Source organism: Achromobacter sp. NPDC008082, assembly GCF_042957345.1.
In the GTDB taxonomy this organism is placed as follows: Bacteria; Pseudomonadota; Gammaproteobacteria; order Burkholderiales; family Burkholderiaceae_B; genus Achromobacter; species Achromobacter kerstersii_A.
In genome coordinates this window covers 273835-290457 of the sequence record NZ_JBIBIB010000001.1, presented here as the reverse complement: position 1 = coordinate 290457, position 16623 = coordinate 273835, and the positions used below count along the sequence as shown (strand labels likewise).

General features: G+C 64.2%; 16 protein-coding genes. 6 read left to right on the top strand and 10 right to left on the bottom strand.

Going from position 1 to position 16623, the window contains the following annotated elements; all coding sequences use genetic code 11:
• Positions 1-121: 121 nt before the first annotated feature.
• Together ACFZAI_RS01390 and ACFZAI_RS01385 are read right to left on the bottom strand one after the other, a co-directional pair.
• On the bottom strand, positions 122-1234 hold the full coding sequence (locus ACFZAI_RS01390) for a porin (RefSeq protein ID WP_391565236.1): 1113 nt from the start codon (positions 1232-1234) through the stop codon (positions 122-124).
• 515 nt (positions 1235-1749) lie between these two features.
• Positions 1750-2133, bottom strand: coding sequence for a DUF4148 domain-containing protein (locus ACFZAI_RS01385; RefSeq protein WP_332609705.1), 384 nt, complete (start codon positions 2131-2133; stop codon positions 1750-1752).
• A 396-nt stretch (positions 2134-2529) separates the two neighbouring features.
• Here ACFZAI_RS01385 and ACFZAI_RS01380 point away from each other — a divergent pair, with 396 nt between their 5' ends.
• The gene (locus ACFZAI_RS01380; protein ID WP_391565235.1) at positions 2530-3420 is read left to right on the top strand and encodes a LysR family transcriptional regulator; all 891 of its coding nucleotides are present in this window, start codon (positions 2530-2532) and stop codon (positions 3418-3420) included.
• A 90-nt stretch (positions 3421-3510) separates the two neighbouring features.
• Here the strand turns inward: ACFZAI_RS01380 and ACFZAI_RS01375 are convergent, their stop codons facing one another.
• From ACFZAI_RS01375 to purT, 8 genes are all read right to left on the bottom strand, one after another.
• Positions 3511-4062, bottom strand: a complete 552-nt coding sequence (locus ACFZAI_RS01375; RefSeq protein WP_391565234.1) for an adenine phosphoribosyltransferase — start codon at positions 4060-4062, stop codon at positions 3511-3513.
• Between the two features lie 54 nt (positions 4063-4116).
• Positions 4117-5814 (bottom strand): thiol reductant ABC exporter subunit CydC, encoded by a 1698-nt coding sequence (gene cydC, locus ACFZAI_RS01370; RefSeq protein ID WP_391565233.1) that lies wholly within the window; start codon positions 5812-5814, stop codon positions 4117-4119.
• The gene (gene cydD / locus ACFZAI_RS01365; protein ID WP_391565232.1) at positions 5811-7556 is read right to left on the bottom strand and encodes a thiol reductant ABC exporter subunit CydD; all 1746 of its coding nucleotides are present in this window, start codon (positions 7554-7556) and stop codon (positions 5811-5813) included. Before cydD ends, cydC begins: the two co-directional genes overlap by 4 nt.
• 77 nt (positions 7557-7633) lie before the next feature.
• Positions 7634-7759 (bottom strand): cytochrome bd-I oxidase subunit CydX, encoded by a 126-nt coding sequence (gene cydX, locus ACFZAI_RS01360; protein ID WP_006216286.1) that lies wholly within the window; start codon positions 7757-7759, stop codon positions 7634-7636.
• 14 nt (positions 7760-7773) lie between these two features.
• Positions 7774-8928, bottom strand: a complete 1155-nt coding sequence (cydB, locus tag ACFZAI_RS01355; protein ID WP_391565231.1) for a cytochrome d ubiquinol oxidase subunit II — start codon at positions 8926-8928, stop codon at positions 7774-7776.
• A 14-nt stretch (positions 8929-8942) separates the two neighbouring features.
• Positions 8943-10514 carry a cytochrome ubiquinol oxidase subunit I gene (locus ACFZAI_RS01350; protein WP_391565230.1) on the bottom strand — a complete coding sequence of 524 codons (1572 nt, stop codon included), beginning with the start codon at positions 10512-10514 and terminating at the stop codon, positions 8943-8945.
• Positions 10515-10641: 127 nt separating this feature from the next.
• On the bottom strand, positions 10642-11187 hold the full coding sequence (locus ACFZAI_RS01345; protein ID WP_391565229.1) for a GbsR/MarR family transcriptional regulator: 546 nt from the start codon (positions 11185-11187) through the stop codon (positions 10642-10644).
• 307 nt (positions 11188-11494) lie between these two features.
• Entirely contained in the window at positions 11495-12712 is a 1218-nt protein-coding gene (purT, locus tag ACFZAI_RS01340) for a formate-dependent phosphoribosylglycinamide formyltransferase (protein ID WP_391565228.1), read from the bottom strand.
• Positions 12713-12816: 104 nt separating this feature from the next.
• On the opposite strand from purT, the gene ACFZAI_RS01335 reads away from it, so the two are divergent.
• From ACFZAI_RS01335 to lptB, 5 genes are read left to right on the top strand one after another with little or no spacing between them, the layout of a single operon-like run.
• Positions 12817-13806, top strand: coding sequence for an SIS domain-containing protein (locus ACFZAI_RS01335; RefSeq protein ID WP_391565227.1), 990 nt, complete (start codon positions 12817-12819; stop codon positions 13804-13806).
• Positions 13803-14411, top strand: coding sequence for a KdsC family phosphatase (locus tag ACFZAI_RS01330; protein WP_391565226.1), 609 nt, complete (start codon positions 13803-13805; stop codon positions 14409-14411). Before ACFZAI_RS01335 ends, ACFZAI_RS01330 begins: the two co-directional genes overlap by 4 nt.
• 37 nt (positions 14412-14448) lie before the next feature.
• Positions 14449-15081 (top strand): LPS export ABC transporter periplasmic protein LptC, encoded by a 633-nt coding sequence (gene lptC / locus ACFZAI_RS01325; RefSeq protein WP_391565225.1) that lies wholly within the window; start codon positions 14449-14451, stop codon positions 15079-15081.
• Positions 15078-15725 carry a lipopolysaccharide transport periplasmic protein LptA gene (gene lptA / locus ACFZAI_RS01320; protein ID WP_391565224.1) on the top strand — a complete coding sequence of 216 codons (648 nt, stop codon included), beginning with the start codon at positions 15078-15080 and terminating at the stop codon, positions 15723-15725. The genes lptC and lptA overlap by 4 nt, the downstream gene beginning before the upstream one ends.
• A 34-nt stretch (positions 15726-15759) precedes the next feature.
• Entirely contained in the window at positions 15760-16554 is a 795-nt protein-coding gene (gene lptB / locus ACFZAI_RS01315; RefSeq protein ID WP_391565223.1) for an LPS export ABC transporter ATP-binding protein, read from the top strand.
• The last annotated feature ends 69 nt before the right edge of the window (positions 16555-16623 follow it).

Below are 16623 nucleotides of genomic sequence, written 5' to 3'. Positions count from 1 at the left end.
CCTGCCCTTCTAATTATCAGCTGCGCCTGCCTGGACCCAAGTAGGGGGGGGTTCGCTGTCACTCGGCGGCTCACGGAGATAAGCCGCGCATTCAGCAAGGTCCAGCCAGGCGCGCCGCCGCTTAGAACCGGTGACGCACACCCACGGCAACCGCGGTGTCGCGGGCGTCGTGCTGGAACGCGTAGTTGTCGCCGTAGGAGGCGTACGCGTACAGGTTGGTGCGCTTGGTGAAGTCGTAGGTGTAGCCCAGGCTATACACGTTGAACGTGGCGTCGTCGCCCGTCAGCTTGTCGTTGCCCGGGGTGGCGCGCTGCCACGAACCGAAGATGGCGTGGCGGCCCAGCGGCACGGTCGCGCCGATCATGTACGAGTTCGCGCGGAAGCCGTCAGCCAGCTTGAACGAGCCCAGGTTGTTCATGCCTTCCGGCGTCGTGCCCATGTTCTGGCCAACGAACCAGCCGTCACGCGTCTGGCCGAAAGCGGCCGCCAGCTTCACGACTTCAAAGTCGTACGAACCACCGATGATGTATTCCTGGATGCGCGCCGAATCTTTGCCGCCGACACGATTGTTCGTCGGGTCAAAGCGGTCGTAAGCGGCGGCCAGGTTCAGCGGGCCGTTGACGTATTGCACGCCGGCGGTCAGCACACGGTTGTTGTTGCCCGTGGCGAAGCCGGTTTGCGTGGTGTCGCTGACGGTGTCATCCGCGCTGAACGAGTAGCCCACGCCCACCTTGAAGCCACCCAGGCTCGGGGTTTGATACAGCACCATGTTGTCCAGGCGCATCGTGTTGGCGCTGCCGAACGTCGTACCCATGTTGGCGGTGTTGTAGCTGATCGAGAACGGGTCGATCGAACCGAAGTACTTCGACGCCAGGTTCGTCTGACGGCCGAATTCCAGACGGCCCCAGGAATCGCTATCCAGGCCCACGGTGGCTTGACGGCCAAACAGGCGGCCGTTCTGGGCCGACTTGCCGTTCATGGGGCCGAAGCCGCCTTCCAACGTGAACACGGCACGCAGGCCGTCGCCCAGATCTTCCGTGCCGCGCAGGCCAAAGCGCGAGCCGCTGCTCACGCCTTGAACGCCGCCGATGCGGCTTTGCGACACGCCGTTGAACTTCACTTGCTCGTAGCCGACACCGGCGTCGATCAAGCCGTACAGCGTCACGGAGTCGGCGGCTTGCGCGGCGCCGGCAAAGCCAGCCAGCAACGCGACGGCCAATAGCGTCTTCTTCATATAAGTCCCCAAAATGGCGAGATGAAAGGCATCCGCCAAAGCGCCGTCCTGTCGACGGCGCCGTGGCGTGCCGCTGCGAACAAGCAAGCGGCGTCTGCACTAAATCTAGTGTCCGGCGTGCGGCGATCCGAAGTAACACGGATTTCGACGAACTACTTTCCATGGTTGGGATAATGACGATCCGCTGACACGCGCAACAGTCTGGAAACCAGCGGGAATGCGTCGTTAACGCTTTGAAAACAAATATGAATCTTTGCTCGCAATTGGGCGCCAGGCCTGCGTAGGCAGGATCACCTCCCTCACTTTTGCCGACAGAACTTGTTGCCCGGCGCGAACAGTGATGCGGCAAAAACGCCACACTGTTCACGACTCGGCTTACGACCCGGATCACGACCCGCATCACGACCCGGCTCACGACCCGGATCACCCCGCGGCACGATGCTTCGGCAATAAAAAACCCCTCGGCGTCTCAAGGGGTTTCTCGTGACCTCGGTTCAGGGCGTGCGCCCCGGCACTTACTTACCCTTGGGCGGATAGTCCAGTTCACCGAAGGTGTATTCGCCGCGAGCCTTGGCTTCAGCCAATTCCTGGCGGACTTGTTCGCGGGTCTTGCCGCCGGATTGCGACACGGCGGCGCGGGGCGGGTAGTCCAGTTCAGCGGTGGTGACCTGGCCAGCGGCCTTGGCGCTTTGCAGCTCTTGCTGAACCTGGTCGCGCGTCAGACCGGTTTGCTGCACGGTGGCGGGCGGGTAATCCAGTTCACCAAACGTGACCTGGCCAGCGGCCTTGGCGGCTTGCAGTTCTTGTTGGACCTGTTCACGCGTCTTGCCATCGGCGTGAGCGGCGGACATACCCACTAGGGTTGCGGTAACCATGAGTGCAGTTGCTAGGGCTTTCATTGTGATGACTCCATCCTAAACCTTGCACACCGTCTGCTGCCAGGCTGGCAGTTGCGAATGTGACTGTTTGATTGCTGGGACGAAGTATCTGGGGAATCGCGCCTAGTAAAAACCCTTATTTTGGTGAACATATTTGCACGGATGGGACAATTGCATGTTGTATCCGGCGGGTGATGCACGTTTGCTGCGCGTTTATTGCGCAATCCCCTCGTACACACAGGCGGCGCAAGCCTTGCCAGCGTTCAGCCACATGCCAGCTAGGTAACGGAACGTGAAGCTCGCCATTCAGGCAACGCGTTATCCCTCACAAGGAAATAGACATTTCTGCTGGCGGGACAATAAATCCATTTATCATACAAATCTGCCAGAAATGGAATTTTGAGTCTCGAGGGCCCCATGGATATCCAGCTTAACGACATCGCGCTCTTTGTCGAAGTCGCCAAGCGCAAGAACTTCAGCCACGCCGCGGAAGCCTTGAATATTCCAACATCCACGCTCTCGCGCCGCGTCAGTGAATTGGAACGCAGCGTTGGCATGCGGCTCTTGAACCGCAGCACGCGCAAGATCGACCTGACCGAAGCCGGCGCCATCTACTTCGAACGTTGCCGGCACATTGTGGAAGAAGCGCGCATTGCGCACGACCAGTTGCTGGACATGGCGGTGCAGCCTAAAGGCCGCCTGCGCATCTCGCTGCCCACCAGTCTGGCGCAGCTATTTCTGCCCGCGGTCATCAGCGAATTCCGCGAACAGCATCCCGATATCGAATGCGACTTCGATCTGAGCATGCGTCCGATCGACCCCATCAGCAATCCGTTCGACCTGATTCTGCGCTTCGGCCAGCAGCCGGATTCCAGCCTGATCTCGCGCAAGATTGTGCTGATGGCGCATCAGCTGTACGCGTCGCCCGACTACCTGGCGCGCCATGGCGAACCGCGCGTGCCGGCCGACCTGACCCACCACGAATGCCTGCGCCCCACGATGCGTGAGGAGTCCTCGTTCTGGATGCTGCATTCGGGCGACAAGGTGGAACGCGTGCAGGTGTCGGGCCGCCTGTCGGCGAACAACGTGGGCATGCTGGGCCGGCTGGCGAGCCAGGGCCTGGGCATTACGCCCTTGCTGGTGTTCGATGCGATGGAACGCGCCATCAAGCAATCGGGCCTGGTGCGCGTGCTGCCGGACTGGAGCTTGACGCCCCTGCCCCTCTTTGCCCTGCTGCCCTCGCGCATGCTGCCCGCAAAAACCAAGGCGTTCCTGGACTTCATTCAGCCCAGGTTGTCGGATTCTTGAGGATAGGAGCGCGAGGCGCGGCCTGGATTACGGCGTGAATTCCGGCGTGACCGGCGGTGTGCACTACAGCGTCAATGAACGCGTGCCAGCTTACGGCGTAGCCGCGTCGTACTGACAGACCGTATAAAGCGGCGTGCCCGTCTCGGCCACCTTGGCCGACCCGCCCAGATCGGGCAGATCGATAATCGCTGCGGCTTCGACCACATTGGCGCCCAGGCGTTGCAGCAGCTTGATGGCGGCCAGCATGGTGCCGCCGGTGGCGATCAGGTCATCCACCAGCAGTACGCGTTGACCGGTGCGCACGGAATCTGTGTGCATTTCGACCGCCGCATTGCCGTATTCCAGCGAATATTCCTCGGCCACCGTGCGAAACGGCAGCTTGCCCTTCTTGCGCACGGGCACGAACCCCAGATTGAGCTCATAGGCCAACACGCTGCCCACGATGAAGCCGCGCGCATCCACGCCCGCCACCAAATCCAGGCGCTGGCGCATATAGCGGTAAACGAAGAGATCGATCAGCACCCGGAAGGCACGCGGGTCCTGCAATACCGGCGTGATATCGCGGAAGATGACGCCGGGTTGGGGCCAGTCCGGAACGCTTCGGATGGTGCGCCGGATGTACTCGGCGTTGTCGGTCTGCATGGAAGGCGGCCCTGAAGAATTGAAGCAAGGCGAACTATAACCTTGCCACCGCGCTTAAGCCAGGATTGCCGCCTGCCGTGACAAGTCATGTAATTGTCCGTTGCGCAGTTCCAGGCAACGGTGCACCGCGCCGGGGGGCAGATCGGCGTGCGTGGCCAAGATAACGGTGCGTCCCCGCACCGCGTCTTCCAGGTCATTGAAGAAGTCGGCTTGGGCCGCAGCATCCAGCCCGGCGGTGGGTTCGTCCAGCACGATGACGGCGGCGGGCGACAACAATGCGCGCGCCAGACACAAGCGCCGCGCCTGCCCTGCCGACAATTGCGAACCGGTTTCCCCTGCCCAGGTGTCCAATCCATCTGGCAGACCGCGCACAAAATCCCCCAGCCGGGCGGCGTCCAGCGCGCGCCACAAGGCGGCGTCGTCGGCATCGGGGTCACCAATCAGCAGATTCGTGCGCAGGGTGCCCAGAAATACCGGCGCATCTTGCGACAACAACGCAATACGCCGGTGCCAATCGGCTTGCGCCGCATCGCGCGCATTGCAACCGCCGAAACGCACTTGCCCGGCTAGCGGGTCTTCCAGGCGCAGGATCAGGTGCAGCAGTGTGGACTTGCCCGCGCCGCTGGCGCCGACAATCGCAACGCGCTCGCCGGGTTCCACGCGCAAGTCGATACCCTCCAACACTGCCGCCGCCTGTTCCGTCTCGCGTGCCGGGTAGCGAAAGCTCACGCTGTTCAATTCCAGCGTGCCGTTCAACGGCAAGGCAAGCGGCGCGATGGGGTCTTGCATATCAGGTTGGCTCTGCGTCACATCGCGGATACGCGCCGCCGCCGACATCGCCGAACCCATGCGGGACGCTCCACGCATGATGGGGCCCGCCACTTCAAAGATTCCAATGACCGCCAGCAGCAGGCCCACCAGCACCGGCCCTTCGATGCCGCCCGCTTCGTGCGTCGCCAGCCCGAACCACAGCAGCGCCAATACCGAAATGCCGGCCGCGGCTTGCAGAAACCATTGCCCGCGGGCCGCCACGCGCGCCTGGGTACGGCGCGCTTGCGCACTGGCTTCGCATAGGCGTTCAAAATGCGCAGCGGTCTGCGCCTGCGCATGCAGCGCCACCATGTCCGCATGGCCGTCCACCGCATCCAACGCGGCCGCACGCAAGCCGGCAGCGCTTTCCTGCGCGGCCACACCGGGCTTGCGCGCCGCGCGCAGCAACCACCACGGCACCAGCACGCAGGCCGTCAGCAGCGCCAGCGCAACCGCCAGCGCGGCGGCCGGCACCCACATGCCCAACACGGCGGTGAGCACCGCGCCACCCAAAATGGCCGTCGCCAACGGCGCCAGCACAAATAGAAAGACGGTATCCAGCGCATCGACGTCGCCCGTCATGCGCGCCACCAGATCGCCGCTGCGATAGCGCGCCAACTGGCGTGGAGTTAGCCGGATCAAGGCGCCGAACACGGTCGCGCGCAGATCGGCCAGCAGACGCAAGGTGGCGGAATGCCCCACCACCCGGTCGGCGTAACGCGACACGATGCGCAGGAAAGACAAGCCGCGCACCAGCGCCGACGGCGCAAACAGGTTGAACATGCCGCCCGCGCCCGCCAGCGCAGCACCCGTCAAAAACCAGCCGGACACGCCCAGCAAGCCCACGCCCGCCGCAACGGTAGCCAGCGCACAAAATAATGCGAGTAAAAGCCCGCTTTTTCGACGCGCGTACAGCGGCAACAGCAACAACAGATTCTTCATGCGTCTTCCACTTTTCCGCCCGCCACGCGCAGCACCCGGCCAAAGCGGGCCGCCACGGCGGGCGAGTGCGTTGCCAGCAGCAAGGTACGCCCGGCTGCGAACGCAAGAATTTCATCCAGCACGCGCGACTGCGTGGCCTCGTCCAGATGCGCGGTGGGTTCGTCCAGCAGGATCAACCCGGGGTCGCGCAGGAACAAGCGCGCCAATGCCACGCGCTGCGCCTGCCCGCCCGACAGGCCGTGGCCTCGGCTGCCCAGCGGGGTGTTCAAGCCTTGCGGCAGGGCCTCTGCAAACTCCAGCACGCAGGCGCGGCGGGCCGCGTCGTGCACATCGCTATCGGCGGCGTCGGGGCAACCCAGCCGGATGTTGTCGGCAATGGAACCGGCCAGCAATTGCGGCTTCTGTCCGATCAGCGCCACGCGGCCGCGCAGGCCAGCTTCGTCCCAATCGGCCAAGGGCTTCCCGTCAATGCGGATATCACCCTGGCTGGGGCGCAGCCGCGCAATCGCTTCAATCAGGGTGGATTTGCCAATGCCGCTGGGTCCCATCAAGGCGGCATGCTCGCCCGCGGCAAGGCGCAGCGTTGCGTCCGACAATACAGCCAGCCCCCGGCCGGGCGCCGTTACCGTCAGCCCGGTGAGCGCCAACGCGGCGCCCGATGATGCCGATGTGGATGGCGATGCGGGTGCCGATGCAGGTGCCGATGCGGGTTCCGATGCCGATGCCGATGCCGATGCCGATGCGGGAGCAGCCGCGTGGCCGATGCGCGTCTGCGCCACGGCTTCGTCTTGCGGCAGGCCATCGAACAACACGGCAATTTGCGTCACGGCGGCAAGCGCCGTGGCGCGGTCGTGATAATGCGCGGCGAACTGGCGCAGCGGCGCGTAGACCTCCGGCGCCATCAGCAGGCAGAACAAGCCCGCCTGCAACGTCAGCGGCGACCAGCGCACATCCAGGAATCCCAGATACGTCAGGCCGATATATACGGCCACGCCCGCCACGCCCAGTGCGGCAAAAAATTCCAGCACGGCCGACGACAGGAACGCGATGCGCAACACCGACATCGTGCGCTGGCGCAGCGCGTCGCTGGCGGCCACGACGGACGCCGCTTCGGCATCCGCGCGGCCATAGAGCTTCAGCGTGGACAAGCCGCGCAGCCGGTCCGCGAAGAAGCCGGACAAGCGGGCAAACGCGCGCAGATGGCGGCGGCTGGCGCCTTCTGCGCCCCACCCCACCAAGGCCATGAACAGGGGAATCAGCGGCGCGGTGATCAGCAGCACCAGGCCGGCGACCACATCCACCGGCAGCAGCAAAACCGAAAACGCCACCGGCAACATGGCGGCCGCCGCCATGGCGGGCAGGTACTTGGCGAAGAAACCATCCAGCGCCTCGACCTGGTCCACCACCGCGCTGGCCAATTCGCCGGAGGCCTTGCCCCGGCTCCAGTACGGCCCCTTGGCAACCATCCGGGCAAACAGCGACTGACGCACGTGGCGCTTGATGCGTTCGGCGGCATCCGCGCCCGCACGCTCGCCGGCCCAGGTAATACAGGCACGCATCAGCATCAGCGCGGCGATGCCCAGAATGGGGGCCAGCAGTTCCTGGCGCGGCACATCACGCATGATGGCCGCATCCAGCACGCTGGCCAGCAACCAGGCCTGCACCACCAGCAAGGCGCCGCTTACGAGCGGTGCGGCGCCTGCCAACATCAACGGAAGCCTGGCCGCCTTGGCAAGCGCCATCAACCACCGCGACTGCTCGCGCGGCGGTTTCTGCAAACTGGCCGAAGGGTCGTGCTCGAGGCTGCTAGCGCCGCCGCTCACTCGTCGTCGCGGCTGGCGCGCGGGTCATGCGAATGACCTTCGCGCAGCTCGAACCACATTGCATTGAGGATGGCGAACGCGCACGCCAAACCCAGACCGAGTATCCACGAGAAATACCACATGGTGGAGGCTCCTTTTAGTATGAGTTGGGCGTGTCGCCCACGGATTCATGCGTGACCTTGCCGCGCATCACGCGATACACCCAGGCGGTGTAGAGCGTGACGATTGGCAGGAACACGGCCACGGCGATCACCATGATCCACAGCGTCAGATGGCTGGACGAACCGTCCCAGATGGTCAGGCCGGCCTGCGGCTTGGTCGAGGACGGCATGATGAACGGAAAGAGCGAAAAGCCCACCGTCAGAATCACACCGGCGATCGACACCGCGGATGCCAGGAACGCCAGCACATTGGCGCGCGCCGTCAGCAGCAGCACCACCAGCAAGGCCCCCGCCACACCCAGCGCGGGCGCGATCCACATCAACGGCCACTTGGCGTAGTTGGCCATCCACGCGCCCGTTTGCACGGAAACGGTCTTGAGCATCGGGTCGGACGGACCCGCCATGTTTACCGCGCTGGTGATGGTGTGGCCGCCGATGCCGCCCGCCACCCAGAAGCCGCCGGCCGCGAACAGCGCGGCGGTCAGCAAGGCGGCCAGACGGCCCCAGTTGCGGGCGCGCGACGAGACCGGATCTTCCGTGCGCCAGGCCAGCAGCACCGCGCCATGCATGGCCAGCATCACCACGCTGAGCACGCCGGCCAGCAACGCGAAGGGCGCAAACAGCTGATAGAAGTGGCCTTCGTAGATGGGCCGCAGCGTCACGGCATCGAACGTGAACGGCACGCCCAGGACGATGTTGCCCATCGCCACGCCAAACACCAGAGACGCCACCACACCCGAGAAGCACAGCACGCCATCCCAGCTGTTGCGCCAGCGCGTGCCTTCCATCTTGCTGCGGTACTTGAAGCCCACGGGACGCAGGATCAGCGCGATCAGCACCAGCATCATCGCCAGGTAGAACCCGGAGAACGACGCGGCATACAACAGCGGCCAGGCGGCAAAGATAGCGCCGCCCGCCGTGATCAGCCAGACCTGGTTGCCTTCCCACACGGGGCCGACCACATTGATCACCACGCGGCGTTCGGCGTCGGTTTTGGCCACAACAGGCAGCAGCGCCGCCACGCCCAGGTCAAAGCCGTCCATGACGGCAAAGCCGATCAGCAAGGCGCCCAGCAGCACCCACCAGATCACGCGCAAGGTGCCATAGTCAAAAGGAATAAGGGTATCCATCTGCTTCTCTCCCCTTAGGCGCGCACGGCGGCGCGCACAGGATCGGCGGCGGCGCCCGCCACCGGCCCATCGGATTTCGGACCCGCCTTGATCGCGTGCAGCATGACCTTCACGCCGATGATCAGCAGAACCGTGTACAGCACCAGGAAGATGGCAAGACTGATGGCCAGGTCGGCGATCGTCAGGCCGGATGCGGCGTAGTACGTCGGCAGCACGCCTTCAATCACCCAGGGCTGGCGGCCGTATTCGGCCACGAACCAGCCGCTTTCAATGGCGACCCACGGCAGCGGCAAGCTCCACAGCGCCACCTTCAGCAAGCCACGGCGGCTGTCCAGACGGCCGCGCGAGGCCAGCCAGAAGGCCACGCCGAAGAACAGGATCAGGTACATGCCCACCGCCACCATGATGCGGAACGCCCAGAACAACGGCGCCACGTTGGGCACGGTGTCGATCGCGGCCTTCTTGATGTCGGCCTCGGTGACCTTGGTCATGTCTTCCTGATAGCGCTTGACCAGCAAGGCGTAGCCCAGGTCCGGCCAGGTCTTGTCAAAGACCATGCGCGCATCCACGTCCTTGGGGTTGGCGCGGATCTTCTGCAAGGCGTCGTACGCCACCATGCCATCGCGGATGCGGTTTTCAGCGCGCAGGATCAGGTCGTCGATACCCAGCAGCGGCGTGGTCAACGAACGCGTGCCGATGATGCCCATCACGTAGGGAATCTCGATGGCGAAGTCGTTCTTGCGTTCGGCTTGGTTGGGAATCGCGATCAGGTTGAAGGACGCGGGCGCCGGCTCGGTGTGCCACATGGATTCCATGGCCGCGATCTTCATCTTCTGATGTTCGGTGGTCAGGTAGCCGCTTTCATCGCCCAGCACCACGACGGACAACGCGCCCGCCAGGCCGAAGCTTGCGGCCACCGCCATCGAGCGCTTGGCCAGATCGGTGTGACGGCCCTTCAGCAGGTACCAGGCGCTGATCGACATCACGAACATCGCGCCCGCCACATAACCGGCGCTGACCGTGTGCACGAACTTGGCCTGCGCGACAGGGTTGAAGATCACCGCGGCGAAGTCGGTCATCTCCATGCGCATGGTGTCGGGGTTGAAGATTGCGCCCACCGGGTTCTGCATCCAGCCGTTGGCGATCAGAATCCACAGCGCCGAGAAGTTGGTGCCGAAGGCCACCAGCCAGGTCACGACCAGGTGGCTGACTTTCGACATGCGGTTCCAGCCGAAGAAGAACAGGCCGACGAAGGTGGCTTCCAGGAAGAAGGCCATCAGCCCTTCAAGCGCGAGCGGCGCGCCGAAGATGTCGCCTACATAGTGGCTGTAGTAGGACCAGTTCATCCCGAACTGGAATTCCATCACCACGCCAGTGGCGACGCCGAGTGCAAAGTTGATGCCGAAGAGCGTGCCCCAGAACATGGTCATCCGCTTCCAGATGGGGCGGCCGGTCATGACGTACACGCTTTCCATAATGGCCAGGATGAACGACAGGCCAAGCGTGAGGGGGACGAACAGGAAGTGGTAAAGCGCGGTCGCGGCAAACTGGAATCGCGACAGATTTACAACGTCGAGATCAATCATTGGGGCGCTCCCAAGCTGTTGAGGTGCCGCGGCAACCGGCATGGTTCCCAGGCCGACGCTGGCGCCATGTTAAGAGCGTTGGATACAACTTCATAGAGGTTTCCTGAAAAATCGAGGCGGATGGGACTTAGCCCTTGCCCCGCAATTTGCCGGCGAAGCCCAGTACTTTTTGCACTTTCGAACCCATTTTCATCAGGGTCTGAAGGGTTTCTGGCGGCAGGCGTTGAACCTCATCGAACCATCCCGTGGACAGTTCGATGAGCTCCAGCATTTCGGTCATGCGCTGCTGCGCGTAGGCGTCATCGGGACCTGAGGGCCCTTCAAGAAGCGTGTCGCGCAACAGGGTGAGCGTGGGTTCGATTTCGCGTTTGCGCTTTTCTTCCATCAGGATGCGGAAGATTTCCCAGACGTCTTTGGGCGTCTCGAAATAGTCGCGGCGGTCGCCCACTTGGTGGATCAGCTTGACCAGGCGCCACGATTGCAGCTCTTTCAGCCCCAGGCTGACGTTCGAACGGGAAAAGCCGAGGGTCTCGGCGATGTCGTCCGCGTTCAATGGTTCAGGGTGCAGAAAAAGCAGCGCGTAGATTTGGCCGACAGTGCGGTTCACGCCCCAGCGGCTGCCCATTTCGCCAAAGTGCAGGACGAAACGTTCGTTTTGAGGGGTGAGGTCCATGAGTGTTCAGCGCCAGGGTCAAGAGTGCGGCTTGGCTGTTAGATACCGTTACACCGCTTTCAGTAATTCCTGAAATTATCGAACAAACTGTGCGAAAGAGCAAACCACAACATCGATAGGGGTATTTGCGCAAGTGTTGGCGGGCGAGTGGGAAAGCGTCAACTTAGCCTGAGGATGTGACAGGCGATCGCAAATGGGGACGATGTAGCAGGCGCCATGTAAACAGCCACCGGCCGTGAGGCGGGTGGCTGTGAGGGGCCGGTGGCGATGCGGGTCCAGCAAACGGGGCAGCGATTGCCCCCGGGAATCAGCCCGCCTTGACGGAGACGGCGGCGGACACGCGTTTGGCCTTGGCGCGGGCGGCGGCAACGTCGTCGGCCACGGCCAGGCCCACGCCCATGCGGCGCTTGACGAAGGACTCGGGCTTGCCGAACAGGCGGATGTCGGTGCCGGACTCGGTCAGGGCCTCGGCGACGTTGTGGAACGACACGGCGGCGGCATCGACCCCGCCATAAATGACGCTGCTGGCGCCCGGCTGGCGCAGGCTGGTGTCCACCGGCAAGCCCAGCAACGCGCGGGCGTGCAGCTCGAACTCGTTCTGAGCCTGGGTGATCATGGTGACCATGCCGGTGTCGTGCGGACGCGGGCTGACTTCCGAGAACCACACCTGGTCGCCCGCCACGAAAAGTTCCACGCCGAAGATGCCCAGCCCGCCCAGGTCGGACGTGACGGCCAGCGCGATTTCCCGGGCGCGTTCCAGCGCGGCGGGCGACATCGGGTGCGGCTGCCAGCTTTCGACGTAATCGCCGTCGACCTGCTTGTGGCCGATGGGCTCGCAGTACTGGGTTTCGACCTTGCCGTCGGCGCCACGGGCGCGCACGGTCAGCAAGGTAATTTCGTAGTCGAAGCGGATGAAGCCTTCAACAATGGCGCGGCCGCCGCCCACCCGGCCGCCTTCCTGGGCATAGCGCCAGGAGGCCGCGACGTCGTCGGCGCTCTTGATGACCGATTGGCCCTTGCCCGACGAGGACATGACGGGCTTGATGACGCAGGGGTAGCCGATGCCGCCGTCGATGGCGGCGCGCAATTCTTCTTCGGTGTCGACAAAGCGGTACGGGGACGTCGGCAGGCCAAGCGTCTCGGCGGCCAGGCGGCGGATGCCCTCGCGGTTCATGGTCAGCTGGGCGGCGCGGGCGGTCGGCGTCACGCGCGCCACGCCCGCAGCTTCCAGCTCCACCAGCAAACTGGTGGCAATGGCTTCGATTTCGGGGACAATAACGTGCGGCTGCTCTTGCTCGATGATCTTCTTCAGGGCGTCCGCGTCGGTCATGGAGACCACATGCGCCCGGTGCGCCACCTGATGGCCCGGGGCGTCGGCATACCGATCCACTGCAATGACTTCCACGCCCAGCCTTTGCAGGGCAATGATGACCTCTTTGCCCAATTCGCCCGATCCGAGCAACATGACTCGGGTGGCCAAGGGGGACAAGGGCGTGCCAAGGACGGGGCTGGAAATGCTGGACATGGAGCGGGCCTGGAGTGAAGGATTGAAAGCCGTTGAAAAGAGCCGCCAGAATGCCATACCCCCCTGCCGGGGGCAAACGCGCCCACTGATATTAAAATCCCTGAATGACTGATCATCCCTCTACATCGTCCGATACCGCGCTGGCATCTGCTCGCCGCACGTTGCAAATCGAAAGCCAGGGTCTGCAAGACCTGTCCGCACGGCTGGACGACTCCTTCACCCAAGTGGTCGCGCTGCTGCTCGCGTGCCGTGGCCGCGTGGTGGTCACCGGCATCGGCAAGACCGGCCATATCGCCCGCAAGATCGCAGCGACGTTCGCCTCGACCGGCACGCCCGCCTTCTTCGTGCACGCCGCCGAAGCCGTGCATGGCGACCTGGGCATGATTACGAAGGACGACGTGGTGATCGCCGTGTCGTACTCGGGCGCAGGGCAAGAGCTGCTGACCATTCTGCCCGTGGCGCGCCGCATGGGCGCCAAGCTGGTGGCGATTACCGGCAACCCGCAATCCGAACTGGCCCTGCTGGCCGACGTGCACCTGGACGGCAGCGTGGCGCAGGAAGCCTGCCCGCTGAATCTGGCGCCCACAGCCAGCACCACCGCGGCGCTGGCCCTGGGCGACGCCCTGGCTGTGGCCTGCCTGGAAGCGCGGGGCTTTGGCCCGCAGGACTTCGCCCGGTCGCATCCGGGCGGCGCGCTCGGCCGCCGCCTGCTGACGCACGTGCGCGACGTCATGCGCCAAGGCGACGCCTTGCCGATCGTGCTGGCCGGCACGCCCGTGTCGCAAGCGCTGGAAGTCATGTCCGCCAAGGGCATGGGCATGACGGTGGTGACCGACGCGCAGCACCGCCCGCTGGGCATCTTTACCGACGGCGACTTGCGCCGCCTGATCGCCCGGCATGGCGATATCCGCAGTCTGACCGTGGAGGCGGGCATGACCCGTTCGCCACGCAGCATCAACCCCGACGCGCTGGCCGTCGAGGCCGCCCAACAGATGGACGAGCTGCGGCTCAACCAGATGCTGGTGCTGGACTCCGACGGCGCGCTGCTGGGCGCCTTGCATATGCATGATCTGATGGCCGCTAAAGTGGTATGACTATGACTCTTCCTGCTTCCGTGAATCACCCGGCCGAAGCGCTGGTGCTTGCCCGTATTCCCGCCACCGTGCGCGACCGCGCCGCCACCGTGCGTCTGATGGTGTTCGATGTTGATGGCGTGCTGACCGACGGCAGCCTGTACTACGGCGAAAACGGCGAACTGCAAAAGCGCTTCAACGCCCTGGACGGCCACGGCCTGCGCCTGCTGATGGAAGGCGGGCTGACGGTGGCGCTGATGACCGGCCGCTCGGGCCCCATCGTGGCGCGCCGCGCCGCCGAACTGGGCATTGCGGAAGTCATGCAGGGCGTGCGCGACAAGGGTGCGGCTTTAGCCGAACTTGCGCAGCGCTCGGGTGTCCAACTGAACCAAACCGGCTATATGGGCGATGACATCATCGACCTGCCGGCCATGCAGCGCGCGGGCTTTGCCGCCAGCGTGCCGAACGCGCCGGGCTATGTCAGCCAGGCCGCGCACTGGGTGTCCACGCAACCGGGCGGCAGCGGCGCGGTGCGCGAATGCTGCGATCTGCTGCTGGCTTCACAGGGACGCCTGGGCGCGTTCCTGGCGGCGCCGGGCTTGCTCGGCCCCGGCGCCATCCAATGACCGCTCTGACCCCCCAACCGCCCTTGTGGCGAACCCGATGAAAGAACGTTTTCCTTCCCTGATCGCGCTGTTCCTGCTGCTGGTGCTGGTCACCAGCTCGTGGTGGGCGGCCGATTACGCGCAGCGCGCCATCCAGGTGGACCCGCCCCGCCGCATCACCCATGAAATGGACGCATGGTCGCGCAACTTCGTGATGCTGCGCACCGACCCCACCGGCCGCCCCATCAACCGGCTCGAAGGCGAATACGCGGAACACTTTCCAGACGATGACTCGTATCACATCACCGCGCCCCGCGCGGTGGGCCAGCGCGAGGCCAACCCTATTACCGTAGGCGTCTCGAAAACGGCAGTGATGGAACAAGGCGGCAAGCGCATCGTCATGAATGGCGACGCCCACGTGCACCGCCAGCCCGACGCCAACAATGACGTGCTGGACGTGCGCAGCCAGCAACTGATCATCCTGCCCGACGACGACGTGGTCTTTACCGACCTGCCCGCCGAGGTGATCAAGGGCCGTTCGCGGATGAACGGCAAGGGCATGCACTACAACAACAAAACACGCCAATTGCAGGTGTCGGCGTCGACGGATGTTGAAATTGCCGGTTCTGAAGGCAAGCAACAACGCCGGACCGAGATACCCGCCAACAACTCTGACCAGAAGAAACCATGACCGACCTTCGGACTCTCCTTGCCCCGACGACTCGCCTGCTTGGCGCCGTTCTGCTGACGGCTTCGGTGTTTGCGCCGGCGCACGCGCAGGACGCGGCTGCGAAGCCCGCCGCCGGCTCCAGCAAGGCGGCCCCCGCTGAAGAGCCCAGCACGCTGATCCTGTCGGACACGCTGCACTACGACGACGTGAAGAAACAAAGCGTGTTCACCGGCAACGTGAACATGACGCGCGGCCTGATGACGCTGACGTCCGACACGCTGGAAATGCACGAAGACGCGCAAGGCGGCCAGTACGGCACGGCCACCGCCAACAAGGGCAAAGTCGTGACGATCCGCCAGGAACGCCCCGAAACGTTCGAGCTCATCGAAGGCAAGGGCTTGCGCGCCGAATATGACGGCACGAAGAGCACGTTCGACCTGATCGGCCAGGCCGTCGTCATCCGTTACGTCTGTGGCAAACCGTTCGACACGATTCGCGGCGAACGGGTACGCTACAACGAAAAAACCGGCACCTACGAAGCCCAGGGCGGCCCTAACTCCGCTGCGGCGGGCGGCCGGGTGCGCTCGGTGGCCGAACCGCGCGCCAAGTCGGATGCCGCCGTGGCTGAATGCCGCAAGCAGCAAGCCGCCAAGAAAGGGCGCTAAAGCGCCCCCCCCTGCAACACCATACGCACCCACGATGAATCAACCTTCTGTGCCGACACCCGTGACCTCCTCCCCCTCGGGGGTCAAGCAGGGCAGCCTGCGCGCAACCGGTTTGCGCAAGACCTATAACGGCCGGACCGTGGTGCAGGATGTATCCCTGTCCGTGGTCAGCGGCGAAGTCGTCGGCCTGTTGGGCCCCAACGGCGCCGGCAAGACCACCAGCTTCTACATGATCGTCGGCCTGGTGCCGGCGGACGCCGGCCGCATCGAAATCGACGGCTCCGTCATCACCGCGATGCCGATTCACAAGCGCGCGCGCATGGGCCTGTCGTACCTGCCGCAGGACGCGTCCGTGTTCCGCCGCCTGACGGTCGAACAGAACATCCGCGCCGTGCTCGAATTGCAACTGGGCCCTGATGACCGGCCGCTGTCCACACCGAAGATCAACGAGCAGATGGAGTCCTTGCTGGAAGAGCTCCAGATTGGCCACATCCGCAGCAACGCCGCGATTTCGTTGTCGGGCGGTGAACGCCGCCGCGTGGAAATTGCACGGGCGCTGGCCACCAGCCCGCGCTTCATTCTGTTGGATGAACCGTTTGCCGGCGTGGACCCCATCGCCGTGATTGAAATCCAGCGCATTGTGCGGTTCCTGAAGGGCCGCGGCATCGGCGTGCTGATCACCGACCACAACGTGCGCGAAACGCTGGGCATCTGCGACCGCGCCTACATCATCAGCGAAGGCAAGGTGCTGACCGACGGCCACCCCGATGAAATCGTGGGCGATCCGGCCGTTCGACGCGTTTATCTGGGCGAGCACTTCCGCATGTAACAGGCCCTGGGGAAGACCCCTAGGCCCCCCTCGGGCAAAGGCAAATACTCCCTAGGGCTTGCGCCATAA